The organism is Flagellimonas myxillae, from assembly GCF_023502235.1.
Classification (GTDB): Bacteria; Bacteroidota; Bacteroidia; order Flavobacteriales; family Flavobacteriaceae; genus Flagellimonas; species Flagellimonas myxillae.
The window spans coordinates 238,304-254,296 of record NZ_JAMFLY010000001.1 but is presented as its reverse complement, the minus strand read 5'-3'; the positions used below and the strand labels follow the sequence as shown (position 1 = coordinate 254,296).

Genomic DNA, 15,993 nt, shown 5'->3' with positions numbered 1-15,993 from the left:
ATCGCAATTCCATTCTGGCTAACCGTGTCGAAAACTCCTGGAGCACTTCATCTATTTGAAGTCCTTGAGTGGTCTAAATGATGAGTTAAGCCTTTCCTCCATAACCCAAACAAATCTATCATCTTCGCCTTTCATACGTTGTAAATTCCATTCGCGCTATTTGTCGTGTCACTCACGACATATATTTGCCTAAAGCCTTTGTTTACAGGAGTTTTGAGATATCGAACACATAAAACCAACTGACATGGAAACAAAGCAAAAACTCGATAACATAGATGCTGAAAACGCACAAATAAGCCTGTCTTTTATGCGAACCTTATCAAACATCTCAAGATCCTACCATCACATTGATGAACATTGCTTCACAACAAGGGAAAAAGAAATTATTAAGCAGCTGGCCTTGGGACTAAACAGTTATGAAATAGCTGATAAGTTATTCATCTCCAAACACACCGTAGACACCCATAAAAAGAACATATACAGAAAAGGTAAGTTTAATGGTTTACGAGATGTAATCCTATTCGCTCTTTTTATGGATTTGGAGCAAAAAAATACCCAGAACTGGGTATTTCCCAACATTGCTTAGAACGCTAAGTTTGTTATGGTCAGTATGTAAGGCCCCCACCTTTAAAGCACAAGACTGATTTCCCCAATCATCAATTTTTATCGAAAAAAATGAGAATAGCCAGTACCAAACTGTATGGCATCATAGCTGCCATATGCACCGAACATAAAGTACAATTTAAAAAAATGACCAAACGAGAAAGGCAAGTTCTGAAATTAGTTGTGGAAGGGCATAGCAGCCAGTCCATTGCAACAGAACTCAATATATCAAAGAATACGGTTGGTACCCATAGAAAGAATATCACTAGGAAAATCAATCTAAAAACCCCTAGGGAGACCGTATTGTTTGCCCTCGCATTTGATATGCTCGAATAACCACCCTGAAAAATGAAGAAAACGCTACTCATAGTATTTATTTTAAGCATCTCTAAAACCTTATGGTCACAATCCTTGATAGGATATGAGACAGACAACTTCAATGGTGTTCATGGGGTAACAGTAAACCCAGCAAACATAGCAGACGCCCGAGTTCAAATTGATGTGAACCTTTTCTCCGTCGGAGCATTAATAGCAAACGACTATACCAATTTTTCCTTGTCAAATATGATCGACATGGTCAACGGAGATTTAAACAATCTAGGCACGCTATCATCAACCCAAAATGAAGTATTGGCCAATGCCGAGGTATTGGGTCCTTCATTTATGTTCAACATCAATGAAAAACACAGTATTGGTCTTATTACCAAGGCCAGAATGTCCAATACATTCAATAACATCAGTGGTGAATTCTTTGAAGGGATCGTTGATGGTTTTCCATCGGACAATTTCAGTTTTGAACAGAACAACCTGAACGCCACTACCCATATTTGGGGTGAAGTTGGACTGGCCTATGGCCGAGTGTTATACTACGATTATGACCAACACTATTTAAAAGGGGGACTTACCCTAAAATACCTCATGGGGGCCGGTGTGGCCCAAGCTACCTCCAGCACATTGAATGGTTCTTTTAATGCCACAAGCAACCAAGTATCCTTAAATGGGGAATTGTCATATCTGATCAGCTATGATCAAGATCAAAATACAGGCGACTACGCCAAGGACATGGCTCCGGGTTTTGGGTTGGATGTAGGAGTAGTTTATGAATATCGCACCAGGGGGTCACGATTTGCGGATGCCGATGACAACCCTAGGGCCCTGAACAAATACAGGGCAAAAATTGGGGTTTCCGTTTTAGACATAGGTTCCATTACCTACAAGGATACCGAACTCACCAATTACAATGTAAATGGCGGAGTAAATGCCGATGAAATTGAGGAGGACTTTATCGATGCCTTGGACAACAATTTCACTTCGACTTCAGCAGCTGGGGATGTAACCGTAGCGTTGCCCACTACCCTTCGTGTTAATATTGATTACAAAATAATTCCCCTGGTCTATGCCAACTTGGACATTCATCAGACCCTGGTAAAAAAAGAGGGTCCATACAATAACAATGGCCTTAACCAAATCACCTTAACACCGCGTTTTGAGACTCGAGCCATCAGTATTTATCTGCCTGTGACCTATAGCGCATTGGGCAGTACAAGTCTAGGTGCCGGTTTCAAATTAGGTCCAGTGATTATTGGTTCTGGAAGTATCCTTTCCAATTTACTCACGGAGAGTGCCCAAACAGCCAACATTTATTTCGGTTTTAAGGTGCCGATAAATCACAAAAGATAATAAGTAAAAACAAAAAAATGAAAAAGTCATCAACCCTCAGAATCGGTATTAAGGTAATTATTTTATCCCTGTTAATGCTCGGTTGCACAAGTTTATTGCAAGATGAAGAAACGGACGTCACAGATAGCAACTCAGAAATCGAATCGAATTTTCTTGTCATGACCAACGCTACTGATCCGCTTATTGCAACCTATATGGACAATGACTATCAAGTTGACTTCTGGGGGGACCGTGATGATAATGGAATGCCAACTAACATCAACCAATTTGACGTAATAGATCAAGGTGATACAACAATCTACCGATTAGATAATATTGGTCGGCCACTGGACATTTTTACTCAAGACGGAACACAAATAAATTTTGTTTGGCATTCTGAGTTAAAGGCTTCTGTAACTTTTTTATCAGATGACGGAAGTTCCCAGCTAAATACTGAAGTTGATTTTACTAAAGATAATTTTGAAGATAAAGTATTAAACGTAAATAAATCGTCAAGAAGAAAAATCACTAGCCGCATTCCATTTATTAATAATCCCAATAAACCAATAGATGAAACTAAGGTAAACATTAGTGTTTTTCAATGCGGTGTTGAAAAAGATGCTAGAGTAAGGGTAATCGTGAAATCTGAAGCTGGTCTAGTATTGGGCACTTTTCCAACAAAGAGATTAAGCTCAGGAAGGTATACATCCTCTATCCCTTCTTCCATAGCACCCAAAATCAATCTAAAAGATATCTGCCAGTCAGCTTCAACCGCATTGGGTAATGTGTGCTTAGCCAACAAAGTTAACTCCAATCTATTTCCAAAACTTTGCCTTGCGACCACAGCAGCTCTTGTGGAATCGGTTGTTGGGGCACCGGTAGCTGCCAAATTTTTAGCAGCTTGCGCCACTGCAGTTGCGGGTTTAAACGTGGTTTGCATTGCAACTGGAAGTCCTGCCCCGGGTGCTCCAAACTTAAAGCAAAAACTTTGCAACTCTGATTTTCTCGACCGAGAATACAAAGAGGACATTTTCGTAGGAGCTAGCGCATTAGCGTTGCCGAATAACGTCCTAAGTTCATTCGAAAAAGTAAATGAAGGTGGATTACTTCCAAAACTAAATATAAATTTCAACTCGCAAACTACAATCCGTTCTTTAAGATTATCGCCATCTTCTCCAGTTGCTGGTCAGGACTATTTTGCCATTGCTGATATTTTTTGTCTCTATCAAGGAACGGTAGGAAGTATTTCTGTAGCAGGCTCAGACGGATATTCGGACCAAATAACTTTTAGTTCTAATTCTACCTCACTTCAACCGCAGGCTCTGGGGGAATATTCACTGAGCATTCCAGGCGCAGAATCCGGTGTACGGGATGTTGTAACCTTGATTGTGAATTTGCCAGATGGCCAAAGGGTTTCTAGAACTGCATCCTTGATATTCAACTAAACTCAATAAAATGAAAAAAACACTACTCCTTATAATTGCGCTGTGCTCCGTTACCTTGGTTTGGGGGCAGATCAGCGAATACCAAGACGAATTCGGCAACACATACGAATTTGGACAGGCTACAAGTCCAGAATTCGTTGAGTTCAATAATGAACTCTACTACATTTCAGATCTGGGAACTACCAACAACACCGATTTTATCCTTGCACTGGATCAAACAAACGACATAGAACTTAAGTTTGACCCATCTTCCGGTGGTACTTTCACAGACACCTTCGATATCATTGCGCTTACCGTCTTTGACAATGACCTCTATTTTGCCATGGCAAACCTTACCGTAGGCGGAGGCTATCTCTTATACCGATTTAATAATGGGGTGCCCATTGTGGTTGATAATTCGGTTCGAGTTGATGAGATATTTTTTAGCGAAATGATTGTGTATAACAATAGACTCTATTTCCCTGGTCGGCAGAACACGAGTGTCCCCGAAGTTGGGCTGATCAGCTATTCGCCAAGCGAGGGAGTTAATACGGTCAACACTATTGTGCCAGGCACGGATTTCGCTCCCGTACGCTTTCAAATTGCGCACAACCAACTATACTTTTTTATTGATACCGGAGATGTACCAACCACATTTGAGGATTTCTTTCAGCTTTACAGCCTAAATACCAATGGGGGTACAAATGTGCTGTCACCTGTTGGGAGTATAAGTTGGGTAGCCAATACCGTACCTGCTTCTGCAGTTTTCGAAGACGACCTCTACATTATTTCCAAGGATGGGCCAAACAATGGAATGAAGTTCTATAGACTGGATTCCCTTGGCCAGTTTGAGCCTATTCTTACTTCTCCAGGACTTTCGCCATTTAGTTTTGAAGGCACCAATAGAAGTAATAAAGGTGCTACTATCTATAACAATCAACTCGCGCTGTTGGTAAGTAGCAATAATGATAATGTGATTGACAACATTGTACTGTTCTCTAGAAGTACGGGCAACACTTTTTTTGGAATTCCACTTGGGAATTTAAATGGAGCAGAGTTTCTAGGAATTTACAACGATGCATTGATTTTTTACGCTTCGGAATCGGGTTCCCTAAAACTATTTGAAATGAGGGAATCTACCTTGGCTTCGGTTTTACCCCGGGTACGGGGAGTCATTCCTTCCTTGACCCAGGACATCCGCCCCTTATTTGGAAAAGTATTTAATGACCGACTCTATTTTTATGGCAATCCCATAAACGCATCAGATATTAATTTAAGAAGCCTAAATTTTTACGACCCAAAAATTCTGAATCACGACCCTATACTAAACACCCAAGAACAAGTAAATTTTCTAGGTGGGTTGGGTTTTGAAAGGATTGTTGGAACCTCCTTAGCTATCCAGGAGGATACTAGCAGCGGAGGAACTTCCATTAGTAACTTATCACCTCTCAATACCCTAACGGAAATCCCATCCACGATTATAGCAGATACCCAACTTACCAACCTTTCAGGATTGGAAAACTTGACCACTATTGCGGACATTGAGATTTTCAACAATTTTGGTCTGGCCAATTTTTGTGCACTCCAATCGTGGGCATTCAATAACCCAGGAGCATCCGCCGATTGGATTGTAAATGGAAACGCGTATAACCCAACCTTTATCGAATTACAAAGTCTTGCCACATGTCTGGTGGACCCATGTATAGGTGATATTGTTCTTACATCCCAAGAAGAGGTCAATGCTTTTGGTCAAAATGGCTGCACGATCATTGATGGCAGTCTTACCATTTCTGATAACGCTTCAGGTAGTCCAATAACAGACCTATCTCCCCTTAGTACTATTCTGGAAATAACAACAAATTTGTTCATCACCGACAATCCAAGCCTTACTAACCTTTCTGGATTGGAGTCCCTCAATTTATTGAATACCTCAACACCTTTTTTTAATGAATCATTGACCATTGCCAGAAATGCCGAGCTTATTTCCATTGAAGCACTGAGTGGGTTAACCAATGTTTTTGGTTTGTTTATCATTGAGAATACCAAACTAACCAGTTTAGAAGGTCTTCATAATATTACAACAGTACGTTCTGGCACCACGGATTTTTCTATTGCCAATAATGATGCACTTCTCGATCTAAACGGGCTTCGTGCATTAACAAACCTTGCTATTCTAACCATAAATGGTAACGATTCCCTAACCAGTCTAACTGGACTGGAGAGTCTTAGCAATATTACTGAAGGAGTAAATATTGATGATAACAGTTCCTTATCGAGCCTTTGTGCTATTCAACCCTGGGCAGCCCTGACCAGCACACCATCGGTTTATGCTGTTACCGGAAATGCCTACAATCCAACCTTCAACGAACTACAAAGTAGTACTACCTGTGCCGCGCCCTGCACGCCGCTGGTTTTTACCGATGCCAATCTTAAGGCTTTTTTGGTGGACCCTGCCAACGCCAACAGGATCCTCGACAACGGGGGAAATCCGGTAGGAGGACTAATCGTCAATGGGGAGGTCTGCCAAGAAGCTGCTGCTGGGGTCTTCGAGATTAACCTGGACGGAGGGTACAACAACACCCCTATCCTCAGCCTCGACGGACTTGAACAGTTCTCCACCCTTGCCAGACTAAACGTCAGTTTTGCTCAAATAACCGGGGATGTGGATCTTTCCCTGCTCACCAACCTGGAAGAGTTTGAAGCTACAAGCAATGAGATTTCATCTTTGACCGCTTCAAGTGCAAACACCCAACTCACCCGTATTGAGGTCTCCTTTCAGGGCAACAATGCCGATGTTCTTTCCAGTGTCACCTTTAATGGTGGCCCCATGCCCCTTTTGGAAAGCCTAAGCGTACAGGACAATAGAAACCTAACCACCATAGACCTCACCGGAACACCAAGCCTGACCACTTTTCGGCCCGACAACACGGGAATCACATTCCTGGATTTGACACAAATAGACAATCTGGATGCGTTCGATACCTTTTATTTTACCGACGAGGAAGGGGACGGTGCTTTGCAGCAAATTGACCTGAGGAACAATCAGGGCAACTTCAATGTGGCCAACTTTGCCTTTGATGCCACCGGACATCCCAATCTTTCCTGTGTGCTTGTAAACCAAGGTGACCTCGCCCAGGCCCAAACCAATGTTGTCAACAGTACCTGGGTGTTTGATAACATCAACATTGTGGGTACCCAATGCCCAACATGCACCCCACTGGTTTTTGCCGATGCCAATCTTAAGGCCTTCTTAGTGGACCCTGCCAACGCAAACAGGATTCTCGACAACGGGGGAAATCCGGTTGGAGGACTAATCGTCAATGGGGAGGTCTGCCAAGAAGCTGCTGCTGAGGTCTTCGAGATAAACCTGGACGGGGGCTACAACAACACCCCGATCAACAGCCTCTCAGGGCTTGAACAGTTCACGAATTTAACCAGGCTAAATGTCAGCTTCGCACAGATAACTGGGGCGGTGGATCTCTCCCAGCTCACAAATTTGGAAGAGTTTGAAGCTACAAGCAATGAAATTTCATCTTTGACCGCTTCAAGTACAAACACGCAACTTACGCGAATAGATGTTTCTTTTCAAGGAAGCAATGAAGACATACTCAATAATGTTACCCTCAACGGAAACTCGCTTCCTCTTTTGGAAAGTCTAAGCCTTCAAAACAATAGAAATCTTGCGGCCATAGACCTGACCAAAACGCCAAGCCTGGCCATTTTTAGGCCCGACAACACTGGTATTACTTTCTTGGATTTAACCCAAATCACCAACCTTGATGCATTCGATACCTTTTACTTTACGGATGAAGAGGGGGACGGCTCACTACAAGAAATTGACCTGAGGAACAATCTGGGTAACTTCAATGTGGCCAACTTTGTCTTTGACGCTACAGGGCATCCCAATCTTTCATGTGTGCTGGTCAACCAAGGTGACCTCATACAGGCACAGACAAACGTGGCTAACAATACCTGGCAGTTTGACAATGATGTCGTCAAAACCGATTGTAATCCACCTTTGGTGACCATTGGCTTTGAAACACCTTCCAACAGCGATTTAGAGCAAGACGGTGAGAACAGGCCTCAATTGGTCCTTAATGGTACCGTATCCCAGGCAACCTTTGTTACCGTTATCGATTTAAGAAATGGTAGTGCTACGGTAAATGATGATTACATACTGACTCCCAACAACACCAGTTCTATAATACAAATAGACCCTGGAACCTATGACGGTACCAATCCCATCACCTTTGAAGATTGGAGCATTCTTGACGATACCGATTATGAAGGCAACGAGACCGTTAATCTTCAACTGGAGGTAGGTAATTCAGGTTTAACGCCTTTAAGCGGCCGAACCAACTTTACCTACACCATTTTGGAAGACGATTACCGGGTAGAGATTTCGAGCAATGGAGATATCATGGAAAATGGTACCAACAGCAGCTTTGACGTAGTTCTTGTGGATGAAAACAGCAATATAGTAACGAACGAAACCGGGGATATCCTCGAAATATTTTGGCTGGACAATGGGAATGCCCAACAAGGATCGGACTACGAACTCAACGGTGGTACTATTCCGACTGGACAATCTACATTGTCCATAGAAGTAATCCCGATTGACGATAGTCTTTTTGAAGGCGAAGAAACCATTGAACTGGAAATTGTTGAAGGCATCGGATATTATTTGGACCCCAACCAGTCTCCTCCTTCAGATATTATGGGCATTCAGGACAACGACAATAGGGTCACATTGGCCCCGTCACAAAATGGTGCCGAAGGCTCCCAAGATGCCATATTCCAAATTTCCCTTCGGGACGAAAATGGAAACCTGGCCACAAACGCTACAGGGAATGCCATTGACTTTGACATTGTATTGTCTTCCGGCAATGGAGTAAATGCAGCTACAATTTTAGAGGATTTCAGTGATACGGTTAAGAACATTCCAGATAATACCGTGTTCCTTGGTGAAAATGAAGCAACCGTCACATTCGAGATAGAAATCATTGACGATGCCGAACCTAACGAAAGCACTGAAAATTTTATAGCTTCTATAAGCACAACGTATCCAGAACTCATATTGGAAACAGCTTCAGCAATTGGGCTTATTACCGATAATGACTTAGGCAATTCAGATAGTGATGGAGATGGGATTTTGGATGATGAAGACAATTGCCCTGCCCTTGCAAATGCGGACCAGGCCGACTTTGACGCTGATGGCCTTGGCGACCTTTGCGACGACGACGACGACAACGATGGCACAAACGACGACGAAGATGAATTTCCATTCGATGCTTCCGAAACCGCCGACAATGATGGTGATGGCATTGGAGATAATGCCGATCTGGATGATGACAATGATGGGGTGCCAGATACCGAAGATGACTGTGATTTTGAAGTCGGAACATCGGAAAACAACGGCTGTCCAGATCAGGGAGGGTTCACTATCGACCCCACCGCCATTCAGGTATTGGTGACCAGCGAAACCTGCGAGGCACAGAACAACGGTGAAATTCAGGTGAGTATTTTTAACGTTGACTATACGTTCAATGTTTTGCTCAATGGGGAATTAGTCGGACAAGCTTCCACGAACGCTCCGTTGACAATAGGGAATCGAGAAAATGGGGACTACCAAGTTTGCGTTACCCTCAACGATATACCCGAATTTGAGCAATGTTTTGGGGTCAATGTATCTACTTTCGAAAGACTTGATATCACCCCCACAGGTTTGGATACCACCACTTTCACCGCCCTATACACTGTGGAAGGGAGCAAGTCGTACACCGTAATGGTGAACGGGTCTGACCGAAAATATGAGTTTGACACCACCGCTCCCCGCCCCATCTCGGTTCCATTACATTCCGGAACCAACGATATAATCATAACCGGTGCATCCGATTGTCAGGGAATTTTCAAAGACACAATAGCCTTTGGGCATAATGTTACCGCATTTCCCAACCCTGTGACCAACGACCTAAACATCCATGGTCTCCCTGCTCTCGATACGGTTAAACTCTCCATTTTTTCAATGGAAGGTCAATTGATGAAAAGTGCTAACCTCGGCACCTCCAATTCCAACACCGTTAGGCTTCCCGTTTATGATCTGCCTACTGGGATCTATATCGTATTGGGTCACGATTCGGAAAAACAATTTGAAATGAAAATCATAAAAAGATAATGGCCATGAAAATCATTAAAATACCATTTGGATGTATTGTCGTCTTGGTTTTTGCCCTCCTTTCTTGTGAAGGAAAATTTGAACCCGTGAATTCCCTGGGTGAAGTACAATTGTTATTGCCTATCAACAATCAAGAGTGTTTGGGTGTAGATCTGCCCAACGGGAAAATCAGGGTAAGCTTTGATTGGGAAGATGTTGATGGTGTAGCTACATACGAGTTGGAGTATGAGGACACGGTGAGCCAGGAAACCTTTGCAGCTTCCAGTCCAACTTCTGGTTTGGAACTGGAATTGGAACCGGGCACCCTGTACGCATGGAAGGTCACCGTGAGCGACGATTTTGGAAATTCGAAAACAAGTGAAACTTTTAATTTTTACACCGAAGGACTTGCGGAAGAAAACCATGTGCCGTTCCCAGCCGAAATCGACCTCATAGATCATGGGGATGGGACTGCGACCCTAAGCTGGACCGGAACCGATTTGGATGATGACATAGCGTACTACGATGTGTATTTTTCCAATCAAGATCCACCGAGTCAATTGTTGTCCAATACCACTGAGCAATCCACAACCGTGTCGATGCAGGATGGCATCACCTATTTTATCAATATTAGGACTGTAGATGAAAATGGAAATTATTCCGATTCCAAACAATCCATGACTCCCTAACAATCCACCATCACCATTGCAAAAACCTACTTAGTTGTTAGCTGATTTAAACTCCGTTTTTTATCAATATATCCGTGGAGGAATCTTGGTGCTCTGCATCTACAACCTATTTGTTTATTTTCAGAACAACAACAAACAGTTCCTGCACTATAGTCTCTATTTTCTATGCATTTTCCTGTTCTTTCTGGGGCAGGACCTAAGCCGGCATGGAGAAATGGCGTGGTTTCATATATTAACGCCAAGCATCCATTGTGGCACCTTTATTTTTTATCTCTCATTTGCTCGGGAGGTGTTGCCCACAAAAAAGCGTATTCCAAAATGGGATAAAACAATGCTCCAGGCACGCGACATTACCATTTTCATGGTTCCCATGTTCTTGGTTATTTATGGGCTATTTGGGGGTAGGGCGCTTACATACGTTTTTATGGTTCTCGGATTCGCCACCTTCGTATTTTCCCTTTGTTGCTACTATTTTTTCTTAAGAATCAAGAACCGAATTACCTATTTGTTCCTATTGGGCTCGTTCTCCTATTCCGTTATGGCCACCTGCTCTTTCTTTGCAGGCTTCTCATTTGGGGGCTACTCCGGTTTCATTCAAAAATTTAGTGCCCACCCTACCCTATTTATGTATTGCGGTTCGTTGTTCGAGGCCATCGTATTTTCGGTTTTGATCGGAAGTAAAATCGATATTCTCGAAAAGGAAAACCAAGAATCCATTAAGCGGATAGACGAGTTGAAGAAAATTGTTGTCAAAAACCATATTGTGCTTAAGGATAAAACCAAGGTATACATTTCAGAACTGGTGTTCATCAAAGCCGATGACCACTACCTCAATCTTTTTCTTAGTAATGGGAAAAATCACTTTGTAAGGGGCAAGCTAAAATCGATAAAACAGGAATTGCCCCCCAATTTTGTTCAAAGTCACCGCTCATATATTGTAAACTCCAATTTCATCAAGCAGACCAATAGCGACGGCCTCTTAATGATCACCAACCAATTGGTACCGCTATCCCGAAGTTTTAAACAGGGCTTTTAACCCAAAAATACCCTGAAATGGGTATTGACTTCACGAATCACTATCGCTTATTTTACCTATAGTTTTAGTTAGTTAGTTGGCAAGGCCTACCCAAATAGTCTTTCATCAGGCCTTGCAATTTTCATTCCCTGCCCTTTGCGGTTAATGGAGTTGGCGTCTTGGGGGAGACAAAGACTTGGTTAACGTAAAGGGTTTTTTGTTAAATTGTTCGTACAACTAACTAAACATGTGCTACGCCACCGAACAGATAAACCCGATCGCTGATCTGGAAAAAATTATGGATGCTGTTGCCCGAATGCCCGATTTTATGTGCGATGACGATTTGCTGAGATTCCATATCAACGGATTTGCCAAGCATTATATGGATGGCGGCAAAAAGGTTGCCGAACACCCGATGATGCTCATCCAACCCCAGGAGAACCCTAAATTTCTTACTCCCTTAATGTGGGGCTTTGTGCCAAGGGAGGTTTCCGGTGAGACCATCCCGGACTATTATAAAAAGACCCTTCCCTACGGATCTGGCCTAAACGCCACTGCCGAAAAATTGTTCTCCTCCCGCATGTTCATGGAAAGTGCAGAGAGCAGACGCTGCGTAATCCCGGTAACGGGTTTCTTTGAACCCCACACCACCCCCCACAAAGTCAAGGGCAGGCCCTTTAAGGTGCCCTTTAGGTTCGAGCGCCGGGACAAACAGGTGATGAAGTTGGCCGGCATCTACGAGTTTACCCATGATGGCCATGCCACCTTCACCATCATCACAAGAAAGGCGACACCCCTGTTTGAAAAAATCCACAATACCAAAAAAAGGAGACCGGTGATTTTGCGGGATGAACAGGTAGCCGAATGGTTGGACAGTGCTACCCAAAGAAACGAACTGGAGAACATCATTGTTTCCGATATGCCGGATGAACTTTTGTACGCACAACCAATCAGTAAAGACCTGTATGCGCCCAAAGTAGTTTCCAACAGGGCCGATATTTCAAAAGCGGTACACTATAAGGAAATTGAGATTGATTACGAGGATAAGCCCAAGGTCACGTGAAGTGAAGGAATAAATAACTGGTTCAGGAGGTGTCCAACGACTAAAGCTGTTATCCAGTAAAGATCTTGCCCTACTTGTGGTTTTTCACCCAATTACAGGCTTATACATTAAAAAGCCCATTCCATACATTGTTTTTGGCCACCCAAGTGATATATTTAAACTTTGGACCTCAACAACAGAACAAAACAATATGCGGGTCGTCCACTATTCCAACATAGGTAAAAGAAGTACCAATGAAGACCATCTGGGGGTCAATGACAACTGCCTGGTGGTCTGCGATGGTGTTGGCGGGCAACAGAAAGGGGAAGTGGCAAGTACTTTTGTGGTAAACAGGGTACTGGAAAAAACCAAGGATGCCCAAATTGTCTCTGCCGACGACCTTAAACATGTGGCCCATGAAGTACAGCAAGAAATCTTACAGGAAGACGAACAGCTAAAGGGAATGGCCACTACTCTGGCCATGGTCTACACTTCAAAGAATGGGCTGTTTACCCTACACATTGGGGACAGTAGGATCATTATTGTTAAAAAGGACGGGCGATATTGGCAAACATGGGATCATTCGGTGGTGGCCACCATGGTAAAATTGGGGGAAATTTCCCTCCAAGAGGCAAGGGTCCACCCCCTAAAGAACCAAATTACAAATGCCATAGTTACCCACAGCAAAGGCAAAATGGCCTCTCCTGAGGTGAACTTCCTCTCCGACATCGAAGCCGGTGACCTCTGTTTTATTTGTACCGATGGGGTTTTGGAAGCCTTTGAAGAAAAGGAATTGATCCTCCTTCTGGGTTCCACCCAACTATCCCTTGATCAAAAGTTGGATGCCATTAAACAGCAATGTCTCCAGCTTAGCAGGGACAACAATTCGGCCATACTTGGTGAGTTTGAATCCAGTGATATCGAGCTTTTCACCAATTATCCTTCCACTTGGACCAAGATCACGGGTGAACCGTAAAATTAATTTGGATTATATTTTTATCTTCCCACGGATAAAGAAAACATACTCCCATGAACAGCAATCCCACGGAATTATTTTTCAGGAATTTCAACAATCTTGATGTTGAAGCTACGCTTCAGACACAGTGGGATTTGCACAAGGACAAGTTCGTGGATGACGGTGAGCATTTGGTCTTCTTTTACCTCCCGAACGACGATTTGGAACAACGCTCAAGGCTCAGGGCTTTTTTGAGCCACTATAGAAACGAAGAGGAAGAGGACAACCGGCAGTCCAGCCAATACCACCATGCCAGAATCGCAGTGGTTGGTGACAAACCTTCGGTTTTCTTTAATTTTTACGGTTGGGAAGAGGACATAAGCTTCTGCTTTTCCTTAGAGGATGTTGGGCGGTCCATGAGGCAATTGGTCAAAAGGCTTAGGTGCTATCCGTATAACAAAAATGCCCCTATTGAAAAACTTAAGATAAAATCTAAAGGGAAATTTGATTTAGAGCCCATTCAAGACATCTGTTATTGCCTGGCCGACGGAAACTTTACCGAAATCCATCTGGGCAATGGGAAGCGAAGAGTGGAAAGCAAGGCCATCTCCTTTATTAACGATAGGCTTCAAAAAGTGGCTTCCATGGGTAGGATTGGCCGCTCATATATCATAAACCGAAACCGGGTTTTCAGGGTCGATTCCAAAGAGCATAAGGTCTACTTTACGGCGAACAGAAATTGCCCATCCAGGGTCTTGACCTTTGGGGACACCTATATGAAACGAATAAGGGAATTTGTATACTGGTATTGATCATGAAACTAACCATAGGACGACATAAGGACAACGATTTGGTATTGAATGACAATACCGTGAGCGGAAAACATGCCGAGGTCAAGATTTCGGAAAATTTCAAGGATTTTACCCTTGTGGACCTACAATCCGCCAACGGAAGCAAGGTCAATGGCAGAAAAATTGCCTCCAAAAAGATTACGGAAAAAGACAGTTTTCAATTTGGGAACAGCAAGGTAGCCGGACCTGTACTTTTTAAGACCCTTAACAATCACATCAAACAAGCTAGAACAGATTTTAGCGCAGAGTTTACAACCCTTTTGGGTATAGAGTCCCAATACAAATCCAAGCGAAGAAATCTCAACAAAAATTATAGGTTGCTGGCCATGTTGCCGCGCTTGCTCATTACCATCGGTATTGTGGTGGTAATTTACCTGATCCCCAATCTTGGAACGGAACTGCGATACCCCCTGATGATCGGGGCTACCTTAGTCGGGAGCACCATTTCTACCTTGGGTATCTCGGAACGAAAAAAAGAAGAACTTCTAGATAAGCTCAAAACCAGGTTCCAACTGGAATTCGTGTGTCCCAAATGCGGGTCGGAATTCTATGGCAAGGAGGGGTTTTTCTGGAAGGAGAAAAAAACATGCAGAAATAAAAATTGTAATGCCACTTGGCACGTAAACTAAAAAGTCATGAACGAACTTATTTACGAAATTGAAGTAGAAAACGAGTCCATAATTGAAGATTTACCGGTGAACGAAGACAATGTGATCGAGCTGGATTATTCCTATTTGGACGAAGAAGAAAATCAAGATTCCGTGGATGGCAATGACGACATAGGATTCGATCACGAAGCGGATGACGACCAACAAGATGATGAAATCGACAACGATATGGACCATCTAGATCTCTAAAACCTATGAATCATACGTGCAGCGGTTGCGGTTATCGGGTAGAAATTCCCAAGGAGTGGATCCTTGCTGGCAAGGATGAGAAAATCTGCTGCCAAATTTGCGGAAAAAAAGTAAAGCTCAATATCCAAAAGCACGTGGGCTCCAAAAATATCCCCACCCGAACCGACACTGGTACGGTAATAACTAGTACTCAGGGTTCAGATTGGTCCCAAGAGTCCTTTCAGCTCACCATTTCGAACAGCAACTCCATGGAGACCCTTGCCATAAAGGAGCTCATGGCCAACAAGGTGTACATTGTGGGCAGAAACGCGGATAAGATCAAAGCCGTGGATTCTACCGCCGAACCCATATTGATTCCCACCCAATTTGATCCTGCCGTGTCCAGGGTCCATTTCGAAATTAGGGTCGCAAGTGATCAATTCAAAAACCAGTTGGTCATCAAGGATTTGAACAGCATGCACAAAACCCGTTTGGTCGGAGCCGACCAAACCGAAGTGCTCGAAGCTTGGGAGCAGGTCTATTTGGACCCCTCGGACAAGGTCAAAATAGGGCGAAACACCTTGATTACTTTTTCAAAGAACTCGATTTAGAATATTCTCCTTTTACCTACAAATTTATAGCGGTTTTCCTGCAAAACATCCAATTCCATTACTCCCTTTCCCTTCAAGAAAATTATTGTCCATAACCCTCATAAGTATTGGATAATATTTAGTATGTTTAAAGTGATAAAATACTTCGCAGGGT

General features: G+C 43.2%; 13 protein-coding genes. All 13 read left to right on the top strand.

All coding sequences use genetic code 11. The features are described 5' to 3' along the window. Positions 1-244 precede the first annotated feature (244 nt). The 13 genes from M3P07_RS01210 to M3P07_RS01150 all read left to right on the top strand — a co-directional run bounded on the left by M3P07_RS01210 (position 245) and on the right by M3P07_RS01150 (position 15,839). A complete protein-coding gene (locus tag M3P07_RS01210) occupies positions 245-586 on the top strand; it encodes a response regulator transcription factor (protein WP_249968070.1) in 342 nt (113 codons plus the stop codon). 89 nt (positions 587-675) lie between these two features. Beyond that, the gene (locus tag M3P07_RS01205) at positions 676-939 is read left to right on the top strand and encodes a response regulator transcription factor (RefSeq protein ID WP_249968069.1); all 264 of its coding nucleotides are present in this window, start codon (positions 676-678) and stop codon (positions 937-939) included. A gap of 12 nt (positions 940-951) precedes the next feature. Then, positions 952-2,283, top strand: coding sequence for a DUF5723 family protein (locus tag M3P07_RS01200; RefSeq protein WP_249968068.1), 1,332 nt, complete (start codon positions 952-954; stop codon positions 2,281-2,283). A gap of 17 nt (positions 2,284-2,300) precedes the next feature. Continuing rightward, positions 2,301-3,707: a hypothetical protein gene (locus M3P07_RS01195; RefSeq protein ID WP_249968067.1), complete on the top strand. Its 1,407-nt coding sequence runs from the start codon at positions 2,301-2,303 to the stop codon at positions 3,705-3,707. A gap of 10 nt (positions 3,708-3,717) precedes the next feature. Then, positions 3,718-9,861, top strand: a complete 6,144-nt coding sequence (locus M3P07_RS01190; protein ID WP_249968066.1) for a T9SS type A sorting domain-containing protein — start codon at positions 3,718-3,720, stop codon at positions 9,859-9,861. A gap of 5 nt (positions 9,862-9,866) precedes the next feature. Beyond that, positions 9,867-10,529 (top strand): fibronectin type III domain-containing protein, encoded by a 663-nt coding sequence (locus M3P07_RS01185; protein ID WP_249968065.1) that lies wholly within the window; start codon positions 9,867-9,869, stop codon positions 10,527-10,529. A gap of 34 nt (positions 10,530-10,563) precedes the next feature. Then, the gene (locus tag M3P07_RS01180; RefSeq protein ID WP_249968064.1) at positions 10,564-11,565 is read left to right on the top strand and encodes a LytTR family transcriptional regulator DNA-binding domain-containing protein; all 1,002 of its coding nucleotides are present in this window, start codon (positions 10,564-10,566) and stop codon (positions 11,563-11,565) included. Positions 11,566-11,791: 226 nt separating this feature from the next. Next, a complete protein-coding gene (locus M3P07_RS01175; protein WP_249968063.1) occupies positions 11,792-12,607 on the top strand; it encodes an SOS response-associated peptidase in 816 nt (271 codons plus the stop codon). A gap of 190 nt (positions 12,608-12,797) precedes the next feature. Next, positions 12,798-13,562: a PP2C family protein-serine/threonine phosphatase gene (locus M3P07_RS01170; RefSeq protein ID WP_249968062.1), complete on the top strand. Its 765-nt coding sequence runs from the start codon at positions 12,798-12,800 to the stop codon at positions 13,560-13,562. Positions 13,563-13,615: 53 nt separating this feature from the next. Continuing rightward, positions 13,616-14,353 (top strand): LytTR family transcriptional regulator DNA-binding domain-containing protein, encoded by a 738-nt coding sequence (locus tag M3P07_RS01165; RefSeq protein ID WP_249968061.1) that lies wholly within the window; start codon positions 13,616-13,618, stop codon positions 14,351-14,353. 2 nt (positions 14,354-14,355) lie between these two features. Then, positions 14,356-15,021: an FHA domain-containing protein gene (locus tag M3P07_RS01160; protein WP_249968060.1), complete on the top strand. Its 666-nt coding sequence runs from the start codon at positions 14,356-14,358 to the stop codon at positions 15,019-15,021. A 6-nt stretch (positions 15,022-15,027) separates the two neighbouring features. Continuing rightward, positions 15,028-15,249, top strand: coding sequence for a hypothetical protein (locus M3P07_RS01155; protein ID WP_249968059.1), 222 nt, complete (start codon positions 15,028-15,030; stop codon positions 15,247-15,249). Between the two features lie 5 nt (positions 15,250-15,254). Next, entirely contained in the window at positions 15,255-15,839 is a 585-nt protein-coding gene (locus M3P07_RS01150) for an FHA domain-containing protein (RefSeq protein ID WP_249968058.1), read from the top strand. Positions 15,840-15,993 lie beyond the last annotated feature (154 nt).

What these genes read in the sequence shown, in the direction of transcription:
- M3P07_RS01165 (WP_249968061.1), top strand. Translation starts at nt 13,616, where the DNA reads ATGAACAGCAATCCCACGGAATTATTTTTCAGGAATTTCAACAATCTT.
- M3P07_RS01185 (WP_249968065.1), top strand. Translation starts at nt 9,867, where the DNA reads ATGAAAATCATTAAAATACCATTTGGATGTATTGTCGTCTTGGTTTTT.
- M3P07_RS01195 (WP_249968067.1), top strand. Translation starts at nt 2,301, where the DNA reads ATGAAAAAGTCATCAACCCTCAGAATCGGTATTAAGGTAATTATTTTA.
- M3P07_RS01190 (WP_249968066.1), top strand. Translation starts at nt 3,718, where the DNA reads ATGAAAAAAACACTACTCCTTATAATTGCGCTGTGCTCCGTTACCTTG.
- M3P07_RS01160 (WP_249968060.1), top strand. Translation starts at nt 14,356, where the DNA reads ATGAAACTAACCATAGGACGACATAAGGACAACGATTTGGTATTGAAT.
- M3P07_RS01205 (WP_249968069.1), top strand. Translation starts at nt 676, where the DNA reads ATGAGAATAGCCAGTACCAAACTGTATGGCATCATAGCTGCCATATGC.
- M3P07_RS01170 (WP_249968062.1), top strand. Translation starts at nt 12,798, where the DNA reads ATGCGGGTCGTCCACTATTCCAACATAGGTAAAAGAAGTACCAATGAA.
- M3P07_RS01155 (WP_249968059.1), top strand. Translation starts at nt 15,028, where the DNA reads ATGAACGAACTTATTTACGAAATTGAAGTAGAAAACGAGTCCATAATT.
- M3P07_RS01150 (WP_249968058.1), top strand. Translation starts at nt 15,255, where the DNA reads ATGAATCATACGTGCAGCGGTTGCGGTTATCGGGTAGAAATTCCCAAG.
- M3P07_RS01200 (WP_249968068.1), top strand. Translation starts at nt 952, where the DNA reads ATGAAGAAAACGCTACTCATAGTATTTATTTTAAGCATCTCTAAAACC.
- M3P07_RS01175 (WP_249968063.1), top strand. Translation starts at nt 11,792, where the DNA reads ATGTGCTACGCCACCGAACAGATAAACCCGATCGCTGATCTGGAAAAA.
- M3P07_RS01210 (WP_249968070.1), top strand. Translation starts at nt 245, where the DNA reads ATGGAAACAAAGCAAAAACTCGATAACATAGATGCTGAAAACGCACAA.